This is a genomic window from Xanthomonas boreopolis (assembly GCF_046529185.1).
Classification (GTDB): domain Bacteria; phylum Pseudomonadota; class Gammaproteobacteria; order Xanthomonadales; family Xanthomonadaceae; genus Pseudomonas_S; species Pseudomonas_S boreopolis.
The window spans coordinates 17,502-37,477 of record NZ_CP097162.1 but is presented as its reverse complement, the minus strand read 5'-3'; the positions used below and the strand labels follow the sequence as shown (position 1 = coordinate 37,477).

Genomic DNA, 19,976 nt, shown 5'->3' with positions numbered 1-19,976 from the left:
GAAGACACATGCCGCCGCCCTAAAAGAACCCGCCCACCGTACGCTCCATTCCCCGTCATCGCCATGTCATCCCCCGCCACGAAAATCCCCGCCTTTTCACGGTGCAGGGGGAATGCATGGTGGTGGGGTTGCTTCGTCGCGTCGTCCTGGCCGCTTGCCTGGCATTGCCCTTGTGCGCCCAGGCGCAGGAACCCGAACGCCTGCGCATCCACGGCTCCAACACCATCGGCGAACGGCTGATGCCCGCCCTGGTGGAGGACTGGCTGCGTTCCATCGGCTACGGCGACCTGCAACGCGCCTCGCCCTCCGCGGCGCTCACCGAAATACGCGCCGTGCGCGACGGCCAGTCCCTGCTCGTGCAGATCGACCGGCGCGGCTCGACCCACGGCCTGCAAGCGCTGGTCCAGGGCCAGGCCGAACTGGCCATGAGCACGCGCCCGCCGAACGCCGCCGAGCGCGAGGCCGGCTGGCAGCTCGGCGACCTGTCCTCGCCCGACCAGCAGTTCGTGCTCGCGCGCAACGGCGCGCGCGTGCTGGTCGCGCAGGACAACCCGCTGCGCCAGCTCGATCTCGAGCAACTGCGCGCGCTGCTGGCCGGACGCGTCGGCAACTGGAAGCAGCTCGGCGGCGCCGACCGCCCGTTGCACCTGCTCTGCAGCGATGGCGGTGCCGGGCTGGCCGACTACCTGCGCCAGCGCGTCGGGGCGCTGGAGCGGCGCGCCTGCACCCGCACGCTGCGCGACCTGCGCGCGGTCGCGGCCGCCGTGGCCGCCGACCCGCAGGCGATCGCGCTGGTCGAGCTGGCCACGCCGGCGGTCGCCGGCACGCGCGCGCTGGCGGTTTCCGACGGCGGCATCGCCGTGCGGCCGGACGCGGTCGGCGTGCGCAGCGAGGACTATCCGCTGGTGCAGCGCTACACCGTCTACGGCGGCCAGATGATGTCCGCGCTGGGCCGCAGCCTGGCGCTGTACCTGCTCGGCCCCTCGGCGCAGCGCGTGGTGGCGCGCCAGGGATTCGACGCGATGACGCTGCCTCCCCCGGCCGGCGATGCGGCGCCCGCCGCGGCCGCGGACGACGCGTATGGCCAGGCCGTCGCCGGCGCGGTGCGCCTGCCGCTGGGCGTGCGCTTCGACCTGCGCTCGCTCAGCACGATGTTCGAGGGCGGCTCGGCCCAGGACCTGGACCGGCTGGTGGCCTGGATGCAGCAGCCGCAATACCGGCACCGGCCGCTGGCGGTGGTCGGCTTCGCCAACGCGGACCCGGCGAACAAGCTGTTCCCGACCATCGCCAGCAACGATCGCGCCGACATCGTGGCCGGCTACCTCGCCGAGCGCGGCATCGTGGTGCAGCGCGCGCGCGGCCTGGGCGCGGTCCGGCCGCTGGCCGGCGCGTCCGACCCGGCCGCGCGCCAGCGCAACGAACGCGTGGAGATCTGGCTGCTCTAGCGTCCGCGCGTGCCGTCGCGGCGGGATCGCGCCGGCCAGGCCGGGTTCACCTGGCTGAACCCCCGCTCCCGGGCCGGCGCGGTTTTCACCCGCGCGCGATCCCCGGCTGCCGACGATGGCCTCTCCCACACTCCCAGGAGGAGATGCCGATGCGCACGACGATGCATACGACCCTGCTGGCCACCGCGCTGGCCATGGCCGGCGCCGTCCCCAGCGCCTTCGCCCAGGGGCAGGCGCCCGCGGGCGAAGCGATGACCGAGGCCCAGGTCACCGCGCTGCTGGCCGGCAAGGGTTTCCGGAACGTCCATGACGTGAAGTTCGAGCACGGCCTGTGGCAGGCCGATGCCGACAGCGGCGACGGCAAGGACGTGGACCTGAGGATCGACCCGGTGAGCGGCCGCATCTACGGCGACCAGAAGACCTCGCGCCTGGGCGAGGCCGACATCCGCGCGGCGCTGGCGGCCGGCGGCTATTCCAAGGTCCACGACCTCAAGTTCGGGGACGGCCTGTGGCAGGCCGAGGCGGAGCGCCCCGGCGGCCAGGACGCCGTGGTGTACGTGGATCCCAACGACGGCCGGGTGATCGGCTCGCAGAACGACTGAGCCCGCCTCGCCCGGCACGGCGGGAACGCCCCTCTCCCCGCGGGAGAGGGGCGCCGGGATCACTTGGCGGCCTTGCCCGCCATCATGCGGTCGCGCGCGGCCTTGAACGGATTGCCCTGGTACCAGTTGGGCCAGCGGTCGCCCGCCGCCAGTTCCTTGCCGACGCCGTACAGCGCCTGCAGGTCCTCGACGTTGCCGTCGAGCTTCCAGGTGGCCGGGTCGAACTGGTCGCACGGCGCGTGGTAGCACCTGGCGTAGTCCTCGGCGGCCTTGCGGCCGGCCGCGGTGCCGCCCTCGCGCAGGTCCTCGCCGCCGTCGGCGTACAGCGCCGGCACGCCGGCCTTGGCGAAGTTGAAGTGGTCCGAGCGGAAGTACGAGCCGTTCTGCGGCGAGGCCTCGCCGTGCAGCACGCGGCCCTGCATCGCGGCGATCGGCTTGAGGATGTCCTCCAGTTCCGAGCTGCCCATGCCGACCACGGTGATGTCCTTGGCCCGCCCGGCGATCGACATGGCGTCGATGTTGATCACGCCTGCGATCTTGTCGAGCGGGAAGGTCGGGTGCGCGACGTAGTACTGCGAACCGAGCAGGCCCGACTCCTCCAGCGTCACCGCCAGGAACACCACCGAGCGCTGCGGCTTCGGGTCCTGGTGCGCGAACGCCTCGGCGACCTCGAGGATGCCGGCCACGCCGGTCGCGTTGTCCACGGCGCCGTTGTAGATGTTGTCGCCGCTCTCGCCCTCGTGCTTGCCGAGGTGGTCCCAGTGCGCCATGTACAGCACCGCCTCGTCGGCACGGCTGCTGCCCGGCAGCACGCCGACCACGTTGCGCGAGGTCTTCTGCGCGATCGTGCTCTTCAGGTCCACCGACCAGGTGGCCTTCAGCGGCACCGGCTTGAAGCCGCGCTTGCTCGCCGCCTTGTACTCCTCGTCGAGGTCGAGCCCGGCGTCGGCGAACAGCTGGCGCGCCACGTCGCGGGTGATCCAGCCCTGCACCGGCAGGCGCGGCGCCGGGTCGTCCTTGGCCGGCAGGTCGTACTGCGCGCCGGACCAGGAGTTCTTGACCACGTCCCAGCCGTAGCTGGCGCCGGGCGTGTCGTGGACGATCAGCGCCGCCGCCGCACCCTTGCGCGCGGCTTCCTCGAACTTGTAGGTCCAGCGCCCGTAGTAGGTCATGCGCTTGCCTTCGAACAGCGTGTCGTCGCCGGTGTGGAAGCCCGGGTCGTTGACGAACATCACCACCGTCTTGCCCTTCCAGTCCTGCCCGGCGTAGTCGTTCCACCGCTGCTCGGGCGCGTCCACGCCATAGCCGACGAACACCAGCTCGCTGCCGTCGATCTTCACCTCCGGCTGGCCGGTGCGCGTGCCCACCACGATGTCGTCGCCGAACTTCAGCGTGCGGCTCTTGCCGCCGGACACCAGGACCGGCGCGGTGCGCTCGTCGGCGGTGGTCTCCACCATCGGTACTTCCTGGAACCAGCTGTCGCCGTTGCCCGGCTGCAGGCCGATGCGCTGCATCTGGTCGCGGATGTAGTTGACGGTCTTTTCCTCGCCGGCGGTGCCGGGGCCGCGGCCCTCGAAGTCGTCGGAGGCCAGGGTCTTCACCAGCTCGGCGAAATCGCCCTGGGTGATCTCCGGCGAGAACGCGTGCGCGCTGGCCGGGGCGGCCGCGCTCGCGGCGGTGTCGGGTTGCGCGGGCGCGGCGGGCGCCGCCTCCGGTTCGCGCTTGCACGCTGCCAGCGCCGCGGTCGCGGCCAGGCAGAGCAGGATCTTGCGGGACATCGGGACTCCTCGGTTCGACGAAGCCCCGATTCTAGGACGTGTCAATCGCCCGGGGCGACCTCGCTGTCGAAGGTCTGCGCGGTGGCGCCGCTGACGCTGCCGACCTTGGCGGTGCGATGCACGTACAGGGTGACCTCGCGCTCGAACTCGAGCGAGCCGTCGACCACCGCGTTCGGCCCGATCACCACCCGCGGCTTGCGCGCCGGCTTGAACGAGAGGCTGAAGCCGGGCTTGCGGATCGCGATGTCGCCGGTCACGTGCGAACCGACGCCGACGGTGATGTCGCCGCTGACCGTCTCGATGCCGCCTTGCAGCCGGGTGTCGACCAGCCCGATGCTGCCGTTGACGGTCTCCAGGCCGCCGCGCACCTCACTGCCGCGGTCGATGAACACCCCGCCGTTGACCGTCTCGATGCCGCCGTCGACGATCGCCTGCGCGCCCACGTTGATGCTGCCGTTGACGGTGGACAGCCCGCGGGTCTGCGCATGCGCGCCGACCGAGATGCCGCCGTTCACGGTCTGCGCCTCGCGCACCTTCGCGCCCTCGCCGATCTCGATGCTGCCGTTGACCGTGTCCAGGTCGCCGTACTGCCGGCCGGCCTCGGCGACGATGCGGCCGTTGACCTTGCTGATGTCCTCGTCGGCCCAGGCCGGGCCCGCGGCCAGGGCGACCGCCAGCCCCAGCGCCAGATGCAAACGGTTCATCGCTACCTCCCGCCGGTGGCGGCATTGCCTGATTCCGCGGCGATCACACCACGCTTGGCTACAATCCGCACCTGTCTGAAGTCACTGGACCTTCCCGCTTGCATCCGCCTTCCCGCCGCAAGGACATGCCGCTCCGGCTCGCCGCCGGCCTGACCCTGGCCGCGGTCCTGGCCAGCGGGATCGCCGGTCCCGGCCAGGCGCAGAACCAGCGCGAGACCGAGCGCAAGCTCGCACAGATGCAACGCGAGCTGAAGAGCATCAGCGAGGAGCGGCGCAAACTCGAAGGCCAGCGCGGCGAAGCCGCGCGCAAGCTGCGTGAAGCGGACGAGAAGGTGGCCCGCTCGGCGCGCCAGCTGGCGCAGACCGAAAGCGCCCTGCGCGAGCAGCAGCAGACGCTGGCCGAGCTGCAGGACAGGCGCGAGCGCCTGCGCAGGAGCCTGGAGGCGCAGCGCGCGCAGCTGGCCGCGCTGCTGCGCGCGGCCTACCAGGTCGGCGGCAACGCGCCGCTCAAGCTGCTGTTGTCGCAGGACAGCGCCGCCGACGCCAATCGCGTGCTGGCCTACCACCGCTACGTGCAGAACGAGCGCGCCGCGAAGATCCAGGGCCTGACCGCCGACCTGCAGTCGCTGCAGCAGGTCGAGCAGGAGATCCAGTCGCGCCAGCAGGCGCTGGCCGAGGCCAGGCAACAGCAACAGCAGCAGACCGGCGCGCTGCAGCGCGACCGCAAGCAACAGGCCAGCACCGTCGCCCAGCTGGACGATCGCTACAAGGAGCGCAGCGAGCGCGAGAAGGCGCTCGGCGAGGACACCAAGGCGCTGGAGAAGCTGCTGGCGAACCTGCGCGCCGCGGCCGCGCGGGCCGAAGCCGAACGCCGTGCCGCGGCCAAGCGCGCCGCCGAGCAGGCCGCCGCCGAAGCCAAGGCCGGGGGCAGCCGCAAGCCCGGCAAGACGCCGCCGAAGGTCGTCGCCAACGCGCCGGCGCCCAAGGTCGGCGGCCTGAGCTGGCCGGTCTCGGGCAACCTGCTCGCGCGCTTCGGCGGCACCCTGCCGGACGGGCGCACCAGCAACGGCGTGCTGATCGGCGCACCGCTCGGCAGCACCGTCGGCGCCGTCGCCGACGGCACCGTGGTGTTCTCCGACTGGATGACCGGCTACGGCATGATCCTGATCATCGATCACGGCAACGGCTACATGAGCCTGTACGCGCACAACGAATCGCTGTTGCGCGACGCCGGCACGGCGGTGAAGCGCGGCGAAGCCGTGGCCAAGGTCGGCAACTCGGGCGGGCAGGGCGTCCCGGCGCTGTACTTCGAGCTGCGCCGCAACGGCCAGCCGGTCGATCCCTCGTCCTGGCTGCAGCGGCGCTGAGAAGCCGGGATCCGGAAGGGCGACAAGCCCGGGGCAGGAATCGAGCGACCCAATGCCTTTCTGTTTTCGGCTTTTCCGCAGGAGGGACTTCAGTCCAGACGGCAAGCCAGCAAAGCCCGTCGGGACTGAAGTCCCTCCCACGGCAGCACTCGACCCGAAGCAGGCTTGCCGCTCTTCCAGGACCCCACAGGCTTTTCGCGTTCCGGGTCCCCGCCTCCGGTTCCCGGTGTCCTCGTTCAACAGGAATTTACCGCCGCTTCGCGCATAATCCGGGCAACCCCGCGCTGGTGGGGCGCTGTCTTCCCCGGAGTGCTTCATGCGCGTAGCCGTCCTGTCCCTCGCCCTTTCGCTCGCCCTGCTTTCGCCCGCCGTCCTCGCCCAGGACGCCGCTCCGGCCACGGACAGCGCCGACACCGCCCAGAACGATCCCGATGCCGACGAATCCGCGGCCAGCAAGGTCCCGCTCGACGAGATCCGCCGCTTCGTCGCCGTCTACAACGCGGTGCGGCAAGCCTATGTCGACCCGGTGGACGACAAGAAGCTGATGCACTCGGCGGTCCGCGGCCTGCTTTTGGACCTGGATCCGCACAGCACCTATTTCGACAAGGAAGACGCCGAGGCCTTCGACGAACAGACCAACGGCGCCTACGACGGCATCGGCGTGGAGCTGCTGCAGCAACCCGACAACACGCTGAAGGTGATCGCGCCGATCGACGACACGCCGGCCGCGCGCGCCGGCATCCGCGCCGGCGACCTGATCGTGGCGATCGACGGCAAGCCGATCAGCACGGTGGACTCGATGGAACCCCTGCGCGGCGACCCGGGCAGCAAGGTTACGCTGACCATCGTGCGCGAGAAGGTCGACAAGCCGTTCGACGTCACCCTGCAGCGCGAGACCATCCGCGTCGCCAGCGTGCGCTCGAGGATGCTCGAGCCCGGCTACGCCTACATCCGCATCAGCACCTTCCAGGCCGATACCGGCACCGACTTCCAGAAGAACCTGGAGAAGCTCAGGCAGCAGGCCGGCGGCAAGCTCAAGGGCCTGGTGCTGGACCTGCGCAGCAACCCCGGCGGCTTGCTCACCTCGGCGGTGCAGGTGGCCGACGACCTGCTCGACAAGGGCACCATCGTCAGCACGCGCGGGCGCATCTCGATCAGCGACGCCAAGTTCGAGGCCACGCCCGGCGACCTGCTGCAGGGCGCGCCGGTGGTGGTGCTGGTGGACGCCGGCTCGGCCAGCGCCTCGGAGGTGCTGGCCGGCGCGCTGCGCGACAACCAGCGCGCGCGCATCGTCGGCAGCCGCACCTTCGGCAAGGGTTCGGTGCAGACGGTGTTGCCGCTGGACAATGGCGACTCGGTCAAGCTGACCACCGCGCGCTACTACACCCCGAGCGGCAAGTCGATCCAGGCCAGCGGCATCGTGCCGGACGTGGTGCTGCAGCCCGAGGGCGGCGAGCCCGATGCCGACGCCCCGGCCAGCTTGGCCGACTACAGCGAAGCCTCGCTGCCCGGACACCTGCATGGCGATGCCGAAGGCGAGGAAGGCTACAAGGCCGGCGACGTGCTGCCCGGCGACGGCCCGATCGCCTCCGCGTTGGCCGAGCTGAAGCAGCCCGGCGCGGTGGCGAAAGCCGAAGCAGCGAAGGCAAAGGCGAAGACCCCGGCAAAACCTAACAAGCCGGTGCCGGCACCGACCAAATGAGTTGCCTGCGGCGACCGCGTACCGGTCGCCGCTTCGATAGCAACAACAACTGTCGCCCCACGAAGGCGGCGACGCAGTGCTTCGTTCCCTGCGCGGGAACGACGACTCAGGGATTCTGAGATAAAACTAGTTTCATCCAACCTCGTCTACGCGGCCAGCCCTAGATAGACAGCGAGGTAATGGCCAAGCAGGGCTCCTGACGGGGCACCAAGAAGAAATAACCAAACTGCGCGGCGACAATTCCTAAGGATACGAGGACGCTCAGAAATCATCGCCAGCTTTGCCTTCCGAAGCCGCTCACTGTCATCATCGCACAGCAGTGTCTCTGGTTTTCGAGCATAGTCCATACGCATACGGGACGATCCAGAGGAAAGTTCGAAAATCGGATCGGAAAAGCGCCGCTCCTCAAGCGCGATTTTCTGCACCTGGCGTCCACTGGAAAGTGCCCTGAGAATATTGACCAGGATGATAAAGGGTCCGGGTACTGCACCTAGCAAGAACCCACCCAAAAAAACTTGAAATCCTGTCACTGCTCCTCCGAGATTATCAGTGACGCTATAGCTCTCTCTGCAACACATGAAGAGAGCTATAGCGGGCTATGCCGTCGTTAATTTGCCTTTGTCTCGGGACCGACAGTAACGCTAGAAGTGCATTTTCCATACCGCTCGAAACTGCGGATGAAATGTAGCATCAGGCATCTGAGTCGATTAACTAGCTTCCAACCTTCATTAAACAGTGTCAGTTGGGCATGCCGTAAATCGTTGCGCCTACGCCAGCTCCTATGAGCCCTCCGATAACCGTCACAATATACCAGCGTACGACGACTCCAAGGCTCCGCTCCTTTTCTCTAAGAAACTCTTGCTTCTTGCAAACCAATTCATCATCATCCCCTTCATTTATTTTTATATTGCTCCATTTTGAAAACCCATAAAGCGGGCTCACATTACGATCAACAGTCGCGCTTCTCATCTTCAAGAATTCCAGATGCATTATGGCGGAATAAAGCCGATTCATTTTAATAGCTAATCTCACTATCATCATGAATCCGAAGAATCCTCCGCCAAAGAAGAACAGACCTAACTGAAAATCACTCATAGAATTTCTTCATCCTATTTATCTTTAGTCTCTACCGGTTTAGGTTTTCCCACAGAAACTGAACCGGTACCAAATCCACCGCCTCCTGTACCTAGAGCACCGCCCCCGCCTTCACGACCACCGCCCGATGGTTGCTCTTTTATGACTTCAACCTCTCCAACTGTTCCGTAATGATCCTCATCGCCTCCCCACAGATCGCTCCATGAACCATCCGCCAGCACTTTAGTATGCGAAACAGACGTATAAAAACTCGCCGGAAGTACTGTCAACTTCGTTCCCACACCAAAGGAATAAACTTTGGGACATCCTGAACATATATTCGACACATCAACACCAGCTGAAACTGCTGTTCCAGGCAGATTCACGCTTCCTCCGGAACCAGTACTTGCCCCCGCCAGCATCCCAGCAGTACTAGCACTTGTGAGACCAATTGAAAGGCCAACTCCTGACGAAACGTTCACACCTGCGAGAGCACTACCAGATCGCATGGCACCAAATCCACCAGAACCTATAAAGAATTGCCCCGATCCGGCCACCCCGCCAGAAAACGCTCCTCCTGCAGCATTAAAACTAATCACGACTCCCCAAAGCCCGTAAGGATCGATTTGCGAAACTGGATTTCCTCCAGCATATGCATAGGTACTGATTCCCCCACGCAACCCAATCGGGTCCGACTCCAGGTAACGAGCAATACTGGCGTCGTAGGTCCGGAATCCGTTGTACCACAACCCTGTTTCCTCATCGTAGTACTGCCCGGGAAATCCCAGATTCAGGCCGCCAATACTGTCCTGCTGCACGCTTCGGCCATACGCGTAATTGTACGCACGCCACACCACCGCCTGGTTTGCATTGGTGACGAGTTCCGGCCGCCCCAAATGGTCGGTGTGGATGTAGCTCAACTGACCATTTCGTGTCATTCCGACCAACTCGCCACCGAACCATAGGTAGTTAGTGCTGGTGGTGCCTGTTTTCTCGCTGAGCAATTGATTCTGCCCAGCATAGTAGTACCGTGTGATTGTACCGCCCTTGGTTTTGGCTATCCGTTGGCCCTGTGCATTGAGCAGGTAATTGGTGATCTGGCCGTTTACATTGACCTGTCCTAGTCGATTGAAGGGGGTATAACTGAATGTGGTCGTGTTACCCCCGGCTGTCTCGCTAAGAGCGGCTAACAAAACCCGGGAAGATGGCGAAGACAGATGACCGAGCAGGCGAGAGACAGCAGGGCCAGATGGATATCGATCCGGCGTTCGAAACGGATGCGCAGCTTGCCCATGCCCGCGAACCAAGCATGAGTGCGCTCGACTACCCAACGATAGCGTCCCAGCCTATCGTTGCGTTCTATCCCCTTGCGGGCGATACGCGGGGTGATACCTCGCTGGTTGAGGTGATCGCGGCAGCGGTCGATGTCGTAGGCCTTGTCGGCGTGCAGCTTGCCCGGCCAGCGTTGCGGACGCCCCGGCTTGCCAGCGATCGGGGGCAGTGCATCAACCAACTCCTCGAATACCACCGAGTCGTGCCGGTGGGCTCCGGTGACACAGAACGCCAAGGGAATGCCGTTGCAGTCGGTGATCAGGTGCCGCTTGCTACCGAGCTTACCGCGATCGGTCGGGTTCGGCCCGGTGTAGGCGCCCCCCGGGGGGCGGCCACACTGGCCGCGTCCAGGCTGGCTCGACTCAGGTCCAGCTTGTCGGCCCGGCGCAGTTCGGCCAACAGGACCTGATGCAGACGATGCCAGACCCCGGCGGCTTGCCAGTCGCGCAACCGCCGCCAGCAGGTCATGCCGCTGCCGTAGCCCAGTTCCTGGGGCAACTCCTCCCACGGGATGCCGGTGCGCAGGACATAGACGATACCGTTGAGGGCTTGTTGGTCGCTCACGCGCGGTCGCCCTCCCTTGGGCGAGGGCTTCACGGGCGGGATCAAAGGTTCGATGCGCTTCCACAGCGCGGCGGGAATCTCTTTGCGACGTGCCATGCAGGCGATTTTGTCATCACCGCTCAGGTGTACAAGGCGGTTTTGTTAGCCGCTCTAAGCCTGTTCCCCAATGCATCATACTGGTATTGTCGAGCGCCATAGGCGGTAGATGCATAACTCAGTACCCGGTTACTGTCCGGCTCAATGGTGTACTGCGTGGTGTTCGTTCCATCGATGAATCGATCGTGGTTCCCGTTGCGATCATAGGACAACTGGTTCGTCACCCCATATCGCACCACTTTCGTCAGTCGACCCAACGCGTCGTAACCAAAATCCTGGGTCAAGTTCGAATTTACCGCATCAGCTATCTGACTGATCTGATTATCGGCTGTATAGCGATAATCCCAATAGCTTAGCGGTGTACCGACTTCATTCCCCTGTCGTACCGACATGGTGGTCAATCGGCCATCCAGATCGAACTCATAGCCACGGTACGCACCATTGCCATAATTGAAGCTGCGACGTTGCCCGAAAGGTTGAAAGTTGACATTGTTAATGACGGGCCGCAAATTGCCGTTCATATTCACAGACATTGCGCTCAGATAGCCACCGCTGTAGCCATAACCGACCGCGACCCCGTCCGGATAGGTAATACTGTTCAGCCGCCCGATACTGTCATAACCATAGAGCGTCCAGTCATCGCTCTGCTGTCCACCGACAATGATGAAATCGCGCCGAATGGTTAATTGACCTTCCGGTGTATATGCAAAATGCGTCGAATTATTTGGCGCTGAAATACCGCATAGCCGTCCTATACCTCGACTACACCAGTCGTAACTGTAGCTCTGGCTCTGGTCATCAGCCAGGGCGCCCACCAACCGGCCCAAACCGTCATACTGATAGACAGTAGTGCCCCCATCATTGCGTGTCATCCCAGTGCGTTGGCCCGCTGCATCGTACTGATAGGTAGTCGTGCCGGTATCCGGGCTAATCTGCTTCCATAACTGACCAAAGCCATCGTACTCGTAGGCGGTTACCAGCCCCCGCGGATCGATCACTTGCGCGACATTGTCATCAGCATCGTAGGCGAACGTGATCACTCCACCATTGGCATCCGTCGAGGTAACCAATCGACCGCGCGCATCATAGGCTCGAACGGTCTTTCGGCCTTGCGAATCAGTTATCTCCGTAATTCTTCCTTCCGCATCATAGGCATAGCGCACATTCTGACCATTGTTACCACGCACGGCCACCACTCGCCCCAAGTCATCGTAGTCGGTAGTGCTGCTGAACGTCACGGCATTCAATGCCAGCAAGGTCAACGTGGTCGCGGACATCAATGTGCTCCTTCCATGGCTTTCTGGCTTTCTAGCTGCTTTGTTGTAAGTTCAACTGACCTTGGTACTTCGCAGGGCTTGTTGGGACGACACGACACACGGTTGTTTTCCACTTCGATAGTCAAGCTACCGCGGGGCCCCCATGCCACACCATCTGTTGCCATTTGCGCGATATAGCCGTACCGCCCCACGCCGCTCCCTGAATGTACCGGTGAAACTCCCCCTGTAAATGTGGCTATCCCACCAGGAGGTATCGGTCCACTCAGCCCCCAGGCATTGGAAAGACTGGCTGTTCCCCAAGCTGCATAGGTATTGCCAGTATCGGCCGCGCCCCATACCACGTTGCCGGTATTGCGCACTTCCAGCTTTAGAGCGGCTAACAAAACCCGGGAAGATGGCGAAGACAGATGACCGAGCAGGCGAGAGACAGCAGGGCCAGATGGATATCGATCCGGCGTTCGAAACGGATGCGCAGCTTGCCCATGCCCGCGAACCAAGCATGAGTGCGCTCGACTACCCAACGATAGCGTCCCAGCCTATCGTTGCGTTCTATCCCCTTGCGGGCGATACGCGGGGTGATACCTCGCTGGTTGAGGTGATCGCGGCAGCGGTCGATGTCGTAGGCCTTGTCGGCGTGCAGCTTGCCCGGCCAGCGTTGCGGACGCCCCGGCTTGCCAGCGATCGGGGGCAGTGCATCAACCAACTCCTCGAATACCACCGAGTCGTGCCGGTGGGCTCCGGTGACACAGAACGCCAAGGGAATGCCGTTGCAGTCGGTGATCAGGTGCCGCTTGCTACCGAGCTTACCGCGATCGGTCGGGTTCGGCCCGGTGTAGGCGCCCCCCGGGGGGCGGCCACACTGGCCGCGTCCAGGCTGGCTCGACTCAGGTCCAGCTTGTCGGCCCGGCGCAGTTCGGCCAACAGGACCTGATGCAGACGATGCCAGACCCCGGCGGCTTGCCAGTCGCGCAACCGCCGCCAGCAGGTCATGCCGCTGCCGTAGCCCAGTTCCTGGGGCAACTCCTCCCACGGGATGCCGGTGCGCAGGACATAGACGATACCGTTGAGGGCTTGTTGGTCGCTCACGCGCGGTCGCCCTCCCTTGGGCGAGGGCTTCACGGGCGGGATCAAAGGTTCGATGCGCTTCCACAGCGCGGCGGGAATCTCTTTGCGACGTGCCATGCAGGCGATTTTGTCATCACCGCTCAGGTGTACAAGGCGGTTTTGTTAGCCGCTCTTAGTTGACTTCTATCTCCATTGATAATGAGATTTGGAGATGCCGTGAAACTGACGATCTCCGCACTGCGTACAATCGCCGGTACCGTGAAGTTACCCGACCGATTGATTAGCAGATTCGCCTGCCCAGAAGGCGAAATGCCATGCACGTAGATCGCCTTGCCGCCATGTGACGCTCGAATATCCATTCCCAATGGAAACCTGAACCAGTAGGCACCTTGCGACTGACAAGCCGCCTGTACATCCGCGTTCGCCACCAGGCTCCCTGTCACGCTTCCAATATAAGTACCACTGCCGGCCGGACCGCCCACATAGACATGCACTTGTGTCGGAGTGTTCGCTCCCACCGAGCAAGCCCATCCCTCTACTGCATAGTTCCAATTGGCATCCTGGGTTATTCCGGCCGTATCCCCGATGATCTCAGCCTTGGGAACCGCATAAAGTCCCGAACCGTTTAGCGCCCGATTTTCACCAACCGGCGAGATCCCGTAGATCGTGATCGCCTGCCCACCCAACTGTTGTCGCTGTGCCAACGTGAGTGGCAATTGGAATCGATATGCCGCACCGCTGGCCTGGCAAACTGCAGCCACCTCCGGCTCACTGGCCACGTTGGCAGTACCAGCCACCAAAAACGTGCTGCCAGCATATGCGTGGACATCAATAGAGCGATTCATTCCGGTCGAACAGGCCCAACCACGCACGAACCAATTCCAGTTCGCATCATGCGTCACTTCATCGATATTACCTGTGACCACAGTGCCTGGCGGATAGTCGGTCCGACTAATCTCGACCTTGATTACATTCGACATCGCATCGCGGATGTATCGCCTGTGCGCGAAAGTATCGCCAGTTTCCGGCTCTAATTCCTCCGTCAATCGACGGGCTGCGTCGTAATAGTAACGTCGGTTCAAACCCGAAGGCTCTGTAATGCTAGCGATATCGCCGACCCCGTTGTACGTTATGGCGGTCGTGGCCCAGTTGCCAGAGTTGTTCACTGATTGCCGTTGGCTCGTTACCCGTCCTCGCGCGTCATAACTGGTCTCAATCACCTCACCATTCGGACCTGTAACTTTACCTGGCTGCCCCAAGCCATTGTAGTTAGCATAGGTTGTGGTGTGACCTAACTCATTGCGCATGCTTGTCAGGTTGCCACTGCCGTCGTAGCTCCATATGACCTTGTCCTGCGCCAGAGGTCCATCCATCGTGACTGTGGCCGGCATGCCGTTTGAATGGAAGCTGTAGTTATATGTCGTGGTGCGGGTTTGATTGGTCACCCCTTTTGGGGATAAATTCGTTTCTTTGACCAAGGCCAGCCGACCACCATTTGTATAGCCGTACTCCGTGCGCAACACCCCTTCGACCGTGATACTGGTGAGCCTGTTTTGTGGGTCCTGCCATGTATATGTCGTGGTCTTGGCCACCGCGGAGCCGGCGCCCTCGACAACGCGCAAAAGCTGCCCTCTAGCATTAAAGTCGTAATCGGTAAAATTACCGTTGAAATCCGCGACTTTATCCAGATAGCCGTTGCCGTCATAGGTAATTTCTTTATATTCGGCCGACGTCGAAGCGCTGGCCATGCGCGTAACATTCAGTAGACGACTACTTTTGAAAACATAGATGGAAATTTTCCCTAATGGATTCGTTTCGGTGACTGTCACCGTTCCATCGCTGTTGTCCTTGTAGACAAAGCTGTACTTATCCGTACCACCTGAACGTTCAGATCTCTGAGTATTACCCTTAGCATCGTAGCTGAATGAGGAATACAATATACCGTTGTAGAGTTTCCTTGCTAATCCCCATGGCTGGCTCGCACCTGCATACTGATAGCCGATTTGCATGCCGTCCGGATAAGTCACGCTCACCAATCCAGCCTTTGCGTTTGGAGTTAAACCCGACAAAGCGGCATAGCCATACTGGTAGCGATTGCCCGCAGGATCCCGTACTTCTTTCAGATAAGCACCGTCCCAAATGAACGTAACTGCCCGCCCACTAGTATGCGTGACGGTCTGTAACTGGCTGCCATTGATACCACCATAAGTATAGGTCCAGCTAAGTCCAGCTTCATTGGTCAAACGCAACGGAAACCCCGCTGACGAATAAAGCTCGGTTTGCCCTTGCTCGCCATTCACCAGCCAGGATCCATCTCCTTGTCGCGTCATGCGGAGATAGCCTCCTGGCTTGTTCTCAAACCGCAAACCAATGTTCTGGTAGAACACCCCATCGGCAGATTTTTTTAGCTGGATCTTGCGCCCATCAGGTCGGAACAACCATACCTCGGTATAGGTGCTGGTATCCGCACATGGCTTTGCCCCAGGACTGGCATAGCACTGATAGTCCTGCGCTGCTCCGAATTTCAATTGATAATCAAAGTTGCTGACCCAATGAAAGCCAAATAACCCATTTCCCGACCAATTCAGATTATAGGTTCGCTGCAAGTACAGTGGTAATTCACCTCCTGTCGAGAAATCCAATTGGCTGTCCAGCTTATTTCCCGAGGCAATATCAACCTGATCACCGCGCAGGGTGTCAGTCAGATTCTGACGCTCGATCCCACTCAGTCGCTCAGCAGCAGTTTCTGTTAGCCCCGGGGCAGTCGCGAACCCAGCCTCCTGTGCCAAGAATCCTCGTGAACGAGGGGCAGCATCGCCAGCCAGCACATCAAATGCAAACAAGCCAGCTACACCCAATACCGCGGTTGTAGCCAATCTCATTCCATCCCGTTTTCTGCAAGCGTTTTTTTCCTTGCCCTCATTACTCACTGCCGCAACTTGCCTGTTTCTGTCCATTCCCCTTAGATCCATCCACATTACTCAGTTCCTTTGTCATTATCTTGCGGCATCCCCCGGCGGCGCCGCGTCCCTTCTTCGGGAGACCCCGAAGTATCGTCAATGTCGATTCAATTGACTGCGCTTTTGAATGTTACCAAGCAAAACAGGTTTTGGTCACGGCATGGGCCAGTTTTCATAGGAGTGGTACTAGCCACAATGAGAAATTTCCGGTCATTGCGACAAAGCCGCGCCTACGACGGCACCAATACCTCGGGATTGGCGATGCCCTGCGGCCGCCCTTCGGCGAACGCGAGCACGTTGTCGAACGCCGTTCCGAAGTACAGCTCGTAGCTGCCGGCCTCGACGTAGCCCAGGTGCGGCGTCGCCAGCACGCGCGGGTGGCGCAGCAGCGGGTCGTCGACGTCCAGCAGCGGCTCGTGCTCGAACACGTCGATCGCCGCGGCGCCGGGCCGGCGGGCCTCCAGCGCCGCCAGCAGCGCGCCCGGCGCCACCAGCTCGGCGCGGCTGGTGTTCACCAGCAAGGCGTCCGGCTTCATCCGCGCCAGGTCGGCCGGACCGACGTCGTGGCGCGTCGCCTCGACCAAGCGCCGGTGCAGGCTGAGCACGTCGCTGGCCTCGAACAGTTCCTCGCGGCTGGCGAACGCGGCAAAGCCCTCGGCCCGTGCCTGCGCGCGCGACGCCTCGCTGCCCCAGACCCGCACGTCCATGCCGAACGCGCGGCCGTATCCGGCGACCTGCCGGCCGATCTTGCCGTAGCTCCAGATGCCCAGCGTCAGGCCCCGCAGCACGCGCCCCAGGCCGGGATCGCCGGTCCGTTGCCAGCGCCCGGCCTGCAGCGCCTGCACGTAGGCGGGCAGGCGGCGGCTCGCCGCCATCACCAGCGCCCAGGTCAGCTCGGCGGGCGCCACCGGCGATCCGGTGCCCTCGGCCACCGCCACGCCGCGCGCCGTGCAGGCATCGAGGTCGATGTGCGCGGAGATCCTGCCGGTCTGGCTGACCAGCTTCAGTCGCGGCATGCGTCGCAGCAGCGCCGCATCGACGCGCGAGCGCTCGCGGACCAGGACCAGCGCTTCCACCTGCGCGAGCACCGCATCGGGCGTTTCCGCCAGGCCATGCCCGAGCACGGTCGCCTCGTGGCCGCGCAGGCGTTCGAAACAAGCCAGGTGGCGGACCGCGTCCTGGTAATCGTCGGGGACCAGGATGCGCATCGCGCTCAGCGCGGCTTGGCCGGGATCGGGAACGGCGTCACCACCTTCTCACCGGTGGCCGCGTCGCGGATCGCCGACTGGCCCTTCTTCTCCACTTCCTCGATGCGCACGATGCTCTGCATCGGCAGGTGCAGCGTCTTGGTGTTGCCGAACTCCTCACGCAGCCGCTCCTCGGTGGGATCGACCACCAGCCCGTCGTGCACGTCGAACACCAGCTCGCCGATCTCGTTGAATCCCCACAGGTGGCTGCTGCCGACATGGCGTGCGTACAGCTCGTACACCTTGCCGTGGTTGAGGAACGTCACTTTGTACAGCGGCTTGGACATGGGCGATGCGAGGTCTGCCTGGGAACGTCCGCAAAATGGGGTTGCGCGCGCCGCGACGCAAGAGCGGGCCGGGCGCATGCCGGGCCAGGAAGCGGACGGTCGCGGATCCCCGGGGAAGCCGCTCAGAACCCGTGCCGCTTGCGCAGGCGCCGCGCGATCGCCGCGCGCACGTAGATGCCGTAGGCCACGCCGAACAGGAACCCGGCCACGTGCGCCGACCAGGCCACCGCGCCGAACGCCGGCCCGATCCAGGCGAACACCACCTGCAGCAGCGCCCACGCCCCGATCAGCAGCGGCGCCGGCACCCGGATGAATTCCAGGAACAGCCCCAGCGGCAGCACCACGCCGAGCTTGGCGCCGGGAAACAGGGCCAGGTAGGTCCCGATCAGCGCCGACACCGCCCCGGACGCCCCGATCACCACCTGGTCGGGCGTGCCGATCGCCACGATCGCCGCCAGGTTGGAGGCCGCCCCGCCGACCAGGAACAGCAGCAGCAATCGCCAGGGCCCGAGGATGCGCTCGGCCGGCAGGCCGAAGATCAGCAGGAACACCAGGTTGCCGATCAGGTGCGACCAGTCCGCATGCAGGAACAGGGCGGTGAACAGGCGCATCACGCTGCCGTCCTCCAGCATCGCCCACCAGTCGCCGGGCCGCGAAACGCCGCTGGAAAGGGCGCCCCAATCCAGCCACAGGGTATTGCGGGCCTCGCCGGGCCGGCTGATCGACCACAGGAAGGCCAGCCAGATCGCCGCGAACAGCAGCGGCACCGCCCAGCGGTGCGCGGGTTTGCGGCGCGATGGAATCGACACGAACATGGGCCGGCACGATACCGGCTTCATCGGCCTGAACCCATCCCCAACCTGGGAGGCCGGGCATGACGTTGGTCGTTATTGTTCGGTTAACCCACATGGGTATACTGCATACGGCGTCGTATGTCGGGAGGGGTCTCCGGCGCGATGGCCAAGCCACCGGGCTGGCCGTCGCAGGCGCGCGTGAAGAACAATTCCAAGGTCTCCGGAGAGCACTACATGTCGAACATTTCCCAATTCAGCCGCATCACCGCGCTGGCCGTCGGCATCGCCGGCGTCCTGGCCTTCGGCCAGGCCCACGGCGCCGCCTTCCAGCTCAAGGAAAACAGCGCCAAGGGCCAGGGCCGCGCCTTCGCCGGTTCCGGCAGCGCCCCGGACGACGCGGCGATCATCGTCAACAACCCGGCCGGCATGCGCCTGCTGGATGGCCGCCAGTTCGAGGCCAATGTCAGCGCGATCAGCTTCGGCGCCAAGTTCAAGGGCGACGCCACCTATGCCAACGGCGCCCCGATATCCGGCGGCAACGGCGGCGATGCCGGCACGATCGCGCCGGTGCCGGCGCTCTACTTCCACGTGCCGTTCGGCGAGAAGGACAACATGCACTTCGGCACCTCGCTGACGGTGCCGTACGGCTTCAAGACCGAGTACGACCGCACCTGGAAGGGCCGCTACAACGGCGTCAAGACCGAGCTGGAGACGATCGACCTGAACTTCGCGTTCTCCTACGACGTGAACCCGTACGTGTCGTTCGGCGCGTCGGTGTTCGCCGAGCGCCTGAACGTGGACCTGTCCAGCGCGCTGGACATGGGCAGCGTCATCAGCGGCACCGCCCAGCAGCGCGCGGCGGCCACCGCCCTGGCGCAGGGCGCCACCGCCGCCCAGGCCGCCGCCGCCGCCCGCGCCGCCGCGCAGCAGATGGCCGCGCTGGGCTTCGCCCCGGGCACCGCCGACGGCTACCTGCGCATCAAGGGCGACGAGGTGTCGGTCGGCTACACCCTGGGCACGTTGCTGACCCCGGTGGAAGGCACCAACATCGGCTTCAGCTACCGCTCCAAGGTCGAGCACAAGATCACCGACGGCACCGCCGACTTCACCGTGCCGGCCAATGCCGCCGCGCTGCTGGCGACCACCGCCCCGGGCACCTTCATCGACAGCAAGGGCCGCGCCACGATCACCCTGCCGGCCAGCGCCACGGTCAGCTTCACCCACCGCATCAACGACCAGTGGTCGATCATGGCGGACGTGACCCGCACCGCGTGGAGCAAGTTCGACCAGGTCACGGTGGACTTCTCGTCCAACCAGCCCGACAACGTGCTGCCGTTCCACTACCGCGACACCACCTTCGCCTCGATCGGTGCCGACTACCGCGTCAGCGATGCGCTCACCCTGCGCGGCGGCCTGGCCTACGACCAGACCCCGACCACCGACGCCCACCGCGACGTCCGCGTGCCGGACACCACCCGCAAGTGGCTCTCGCTCGGCCTGAGCTGGACCCCCTCGGCGAACACCGAGTACACCGTCGGCTACACCCACCTGTTCACCAGCGACCCGAACGTCCGTTCGACCAGCTCGACCAACAGCGTGGTCGCCGGCACGTACGACGTCTCCGGCGACATCCTGGCCGGCGCGTTCAAGTACAAGTTCTGATCGGACCCGTGCGATCCCGG

The 19,976-nt window shown here is 63.9% G+C and carries 15 protein-coding genes and 2 pseudogenes; 5 read left to right on the top strand and 12 right to left on the bottom strand.

Going from position 1 to position 19,976, the window contains the following annotated elements:
• The first annotated feature begins 122 nt into the window (after nucleotides 1–122).
• Nucleotides 123–1,445 (top strand): substrate-binding domain-containing protein, encoded by a 1,323-nt coding sequence (locus M3M27_RS00165; protein ID WP_434026768.1) that lies wholly within the window; start codon nucleotides 123–125, stop codon nucleotides 1,443–1,445.
• Between the two features lie 161 nt (nucleotides 1,446–1,606).
• A complete protein-coding gene (locus tag M3M27_RS00160) occupies nucleotides 1,607–2,047 on the top strand; it encodes a PepSY domain-containing protein (RefSeq protein WP_434028061.1) in 441 nt (146 codons plus the stop codon).
• Between the two features lie 71 nt (nucleotides 2,048–2,118).
• On the opposite strand, the pseudogene M3M27_RS00155 reads toward M3M27_RS00160, so the two are convergent.
• Together M3M27_RS00155 and M3M27_RS00150 are read right to left on the bottom strand one after the other, a co-directional pair.
• Nucleotides 2,119–3,825, bottom strand: a pseudogene (locus tag M3M27_RS00155) (M28 family metallopeptidase); the annotation flags it as partial.
• Nucleotides 3,826–3,866: 41 nt separating this feature from the next.
• Nucleotides 3,867–4,529: a hypothetical protein gene (locus M3M27_RS00150; RefSeq protein WP_140724553.1), complete on the bottom strand. Its 663-nt coding sequence runs from the start codon at nucleotides 4,527–4,529 to the stop codon at nucleotides 3,867–3,869.
• A 125-nt stretch (nucleotides 4,530–4,654) separates the two neighbouring features.
• On the opposite strand from M3M27_RS00150, the gene M3M27_RS00145 reads away from it, so the two are divergent.
• Together M3M27_RS00145 and M3M27_RS00140 are read left to right on the top strand one after the other, a co-directional pair.
• A complete protein-coding gene (locus M3M27_RS00145) occupies nucleotides 4,655–5,896 on the top strand; it encodes a murein hydrolase activator EnvC family protein (protein ID WP_434028060.1) in 1,242 nt (413 codons plus the stop codon).
• A gap of 316 nt (nucleotides 5,897–6,212) precedes the next feature.
• Nucleotides 6,213–7,586, top strand: a pseudogene (locus M3M27_RS00140) (S41 family peptidase); the annotation flags it as partial.
• A gap of 158 nt (nucleotides 7,587–7,744) precedes the next feature.
• Here M3M27_RS00140 and M3M27_RS00135 read toward each other — a convergent pair.
• The 10 genes from M3M27_RS00135 to M3M27_RS00090 all read right to left on the bottom strand — a co-directional run bounded on the left by M3M27_RS00135 (nucleotide 7,745) and on the right by M3M27_RS00090 (nucleotide 18,315).
• Nucleotides 7,745–8,128 carry a hypothetical protein gene (locus M3M27_RS00135; RefSeq protein ID WP_434026767.1) on the bottom strand — a complete coding sequence of 128 codons (384 nt, stop codon included), beginning with the start codon at nucleotides 8,126–8,128 and terminating at the stop codon, nucleotides 7,745–7,747.
• A 208-nt stretch (nucleotides 8,129–8,336) separates the two neighbouring features.
• Nucleotides 8,337–8,693, bottom strand: coding sequence for a hypothetical protein (locus tag M3M27_RS00130; RefSeq protein WP_434026766.1), 357 nt, complete (start codon nucleotides 8,691–8,693; stop codon nucleotides 8,337–8,339).
• A 14-nt stretch (nucleotides 8,694–8,707) separates the two neighbouring features.
• Nucleotides 8,708–9,865: an RHS repeat-associated core domain-containing protein gene (locus tag M3M27_RS00125; protein WP_434026765.1), complete on the bottom strand. Its 1,158-nt coding sequence runs from the start codon at nucleotides 9,863–9,865 to the stop codon at nucleotides 8,708–8,710.
• A protein-coding gene (locus tag M3M27_RS00120) for an IS5 family transposase (protein ID WP_130531530.1) occupies nucleotides 9,859–10,664 on the bottom strand; the annotation gives its coding sequence in 2 pieces (ribosomal slippage) (nucleotides 9,859–10,334 and nucleotides 10,334–10,664; 807 coding nt in all). The genes M3M27_RS00125 and M3M27_RS00120 overlap by 7 nt, the downstream gene beginning before the upstream one ends.
• A gap of 23 nt (nucleotides 10,665–10,687) precedes the next feature.
• Nucleotides 10,688–11,941 carry a hypothetical protein gene (locus M3M27_RS00115; RefSeq protein WP_434026764.1) on the bottom strand — a complete coding sequence of 418 codons (1,254 nt, stop codon included), beginning with the start codon at nucleotides 11,939–11,941 and terminating at the stop codon, nucleotides 10,688–10,690.
• A 376-nt stretch (nucleotides 11,942–12,317) separates the two neighbouring features.
• Nucleotides 12,318–13,123 (bottom strand): IS5 family transposase gene (locus tag M3M27_RS00110; RefSeq protein WP_130531530.1). Its coding sequence is split into 2 segments (ribosomal slippage): nucleotides 12,318–12,793 and nucleotides 12,793–13,123, totalling 807 coding nucleotides; the frame shifts between segments, so codons are not numbered across the junction.
• A gap of 23 nt (nucleotides 13,124–13,146) precedes the next feature.
• On the bottom strand, nucleotides 13,147–15,984 hold the full coding sequence (locus M3M27_RS00105) for a DUF6531 domain-containing protein (protein WP_434026763.1): 2,838 nt from the start codon (nucleotides 15,982–15,984) through the stop codon (nucleotides 13,147–13,149).
• A 212-nt stretch (nucleotides 15,985–16,196) separates the two neighbouring features.
• A complete protein-coding gene (locus tag M3M27_RS00100; protein WP_434026762.1) occupies nucleotides 16,197–17,174 on the bottom strand; it encodes a D-2-hydroxyacid dehydrogenase family protein in 978 nt (325 codons plus the stop codon).
• 5 nt (nucleotides 17,175–17,179) lie between these two features.
• Nucleotides 17,180–17,500 (bottom strand): DUF1820 family protein, encoded by a 321-nt coding sequence (locus M3M27_RS00095; RefSeq protein WP_140724544.1) that lies wholly within the window; start codon nucleotides 17,498–17,500, stop codon nucleotides 17,180–17,182.
• A 122-nt stretch (nucleotides 17,501–17,622) separates the two neighbouring features.
• Entirely contained in the window at nucleotides 17,623–18,315 is a 693-nt protein-coding gene (locus M3M27_RS00090) for a rhomboid family intramembrane serine protease (protein WP_140724541.1), read from the bottom strand.
• Nucleotides 18,316–18,528: 213 nt separating this feature from the next.
• Between M3M27_RS00090 and M3M27_RS00085 the strand changes: the two genes are divergently transcribed.
• Entirely contained in the window at nucleotides 18,529–19,956 is a 1,428-nt protein-coding gene (locus M3M27_RS00085) for an outer membrane protein transport protein (RefSeq protein ID WP_140724537.1), read from the top strand.
• Nucleotides 19,957–19,976 lie beyond the last annotated feature (20 nt).

What these genes read in the sequence shown, in the direction of transcription:
- M3M27_RS00115 (WP_434026764.1), bottom strand. Translation starts at nt 11,941, where the DNA reads ATGTCCGCGACCACGTTGACCTTGCTGGCATTGAATGCCGTGACGTTC.
- M3M27_RS00130 (WP_434026766.1), bottom strand. Translation starts at nt 8,693, where the DNA reads ATGAGTGATTTTCAGTTAGGTCTGTTCTTCTTTGGCGGAGGATTCTTC.
- M3M27_RS00095 (WP_140724544.1), bottom strand. Translation starts at nt 17,500, where the DNA reads ATGTCCAAGCCGCTGTACAAAGTGACGTTCCTCAACCACGGCAAGGTG.
- M3M27_RS00085 (WP_140724537.1), top strand. Translation starts at nt 18,529, where the DNA reads ATGTCGAACATTTCCCAATTCAGCCGCATCACCGCGCTGGCCGTCGGC.
- M3M27_RS00100 (WP_434026762.1), bottom strand. Translation starts at nt 17,174, where the DNA reads ATGCGCATCCTGGTCCCCGACGATTACCAGGACGCGGTCCGCCACCTG.
- M3M27_RS00145 (WP_434028060.1), top strand. Translation starts at nt 4,655, where the DNA reads ATGCCGCTCCGGCTCGCCGCCGGCCTGACCCTGGCCGCGGTCCTGGCC.
- M3M27_RS00105 (WP_434026763.1), bottom strand. Translation starts at nt 15,984, where the DNA reads ATGTGGATGGATCTAAGGGGAATGGACAGAAACAGGCAAGTTGCGGCA.
- M3M27_RS00090 (WP_140724541.1), bottom strand. Translation starts at nt 18,315, where the DNA reads ATGTTCGTGTCGATTCCATCGCGCCGCAAACCCGCGCACCGCTGGGCG.
- M3M27_RS00150 (WP_140724553.1), bottom strand. Translation starts at nt 4,529, where the DNA reads ATGAACCGTTTGCATCTGGCGCTGGGGCTGGCGGTCGCCCTGGCCGCG.
- M3M27_RS00160 (WP_434028061.1), top strand. Translation starts at nt 1,607, where the DNA reads ATGCATACGACCCTGCTGGCCACCGCGCTGGCCATGGCCGGCGCCGTC.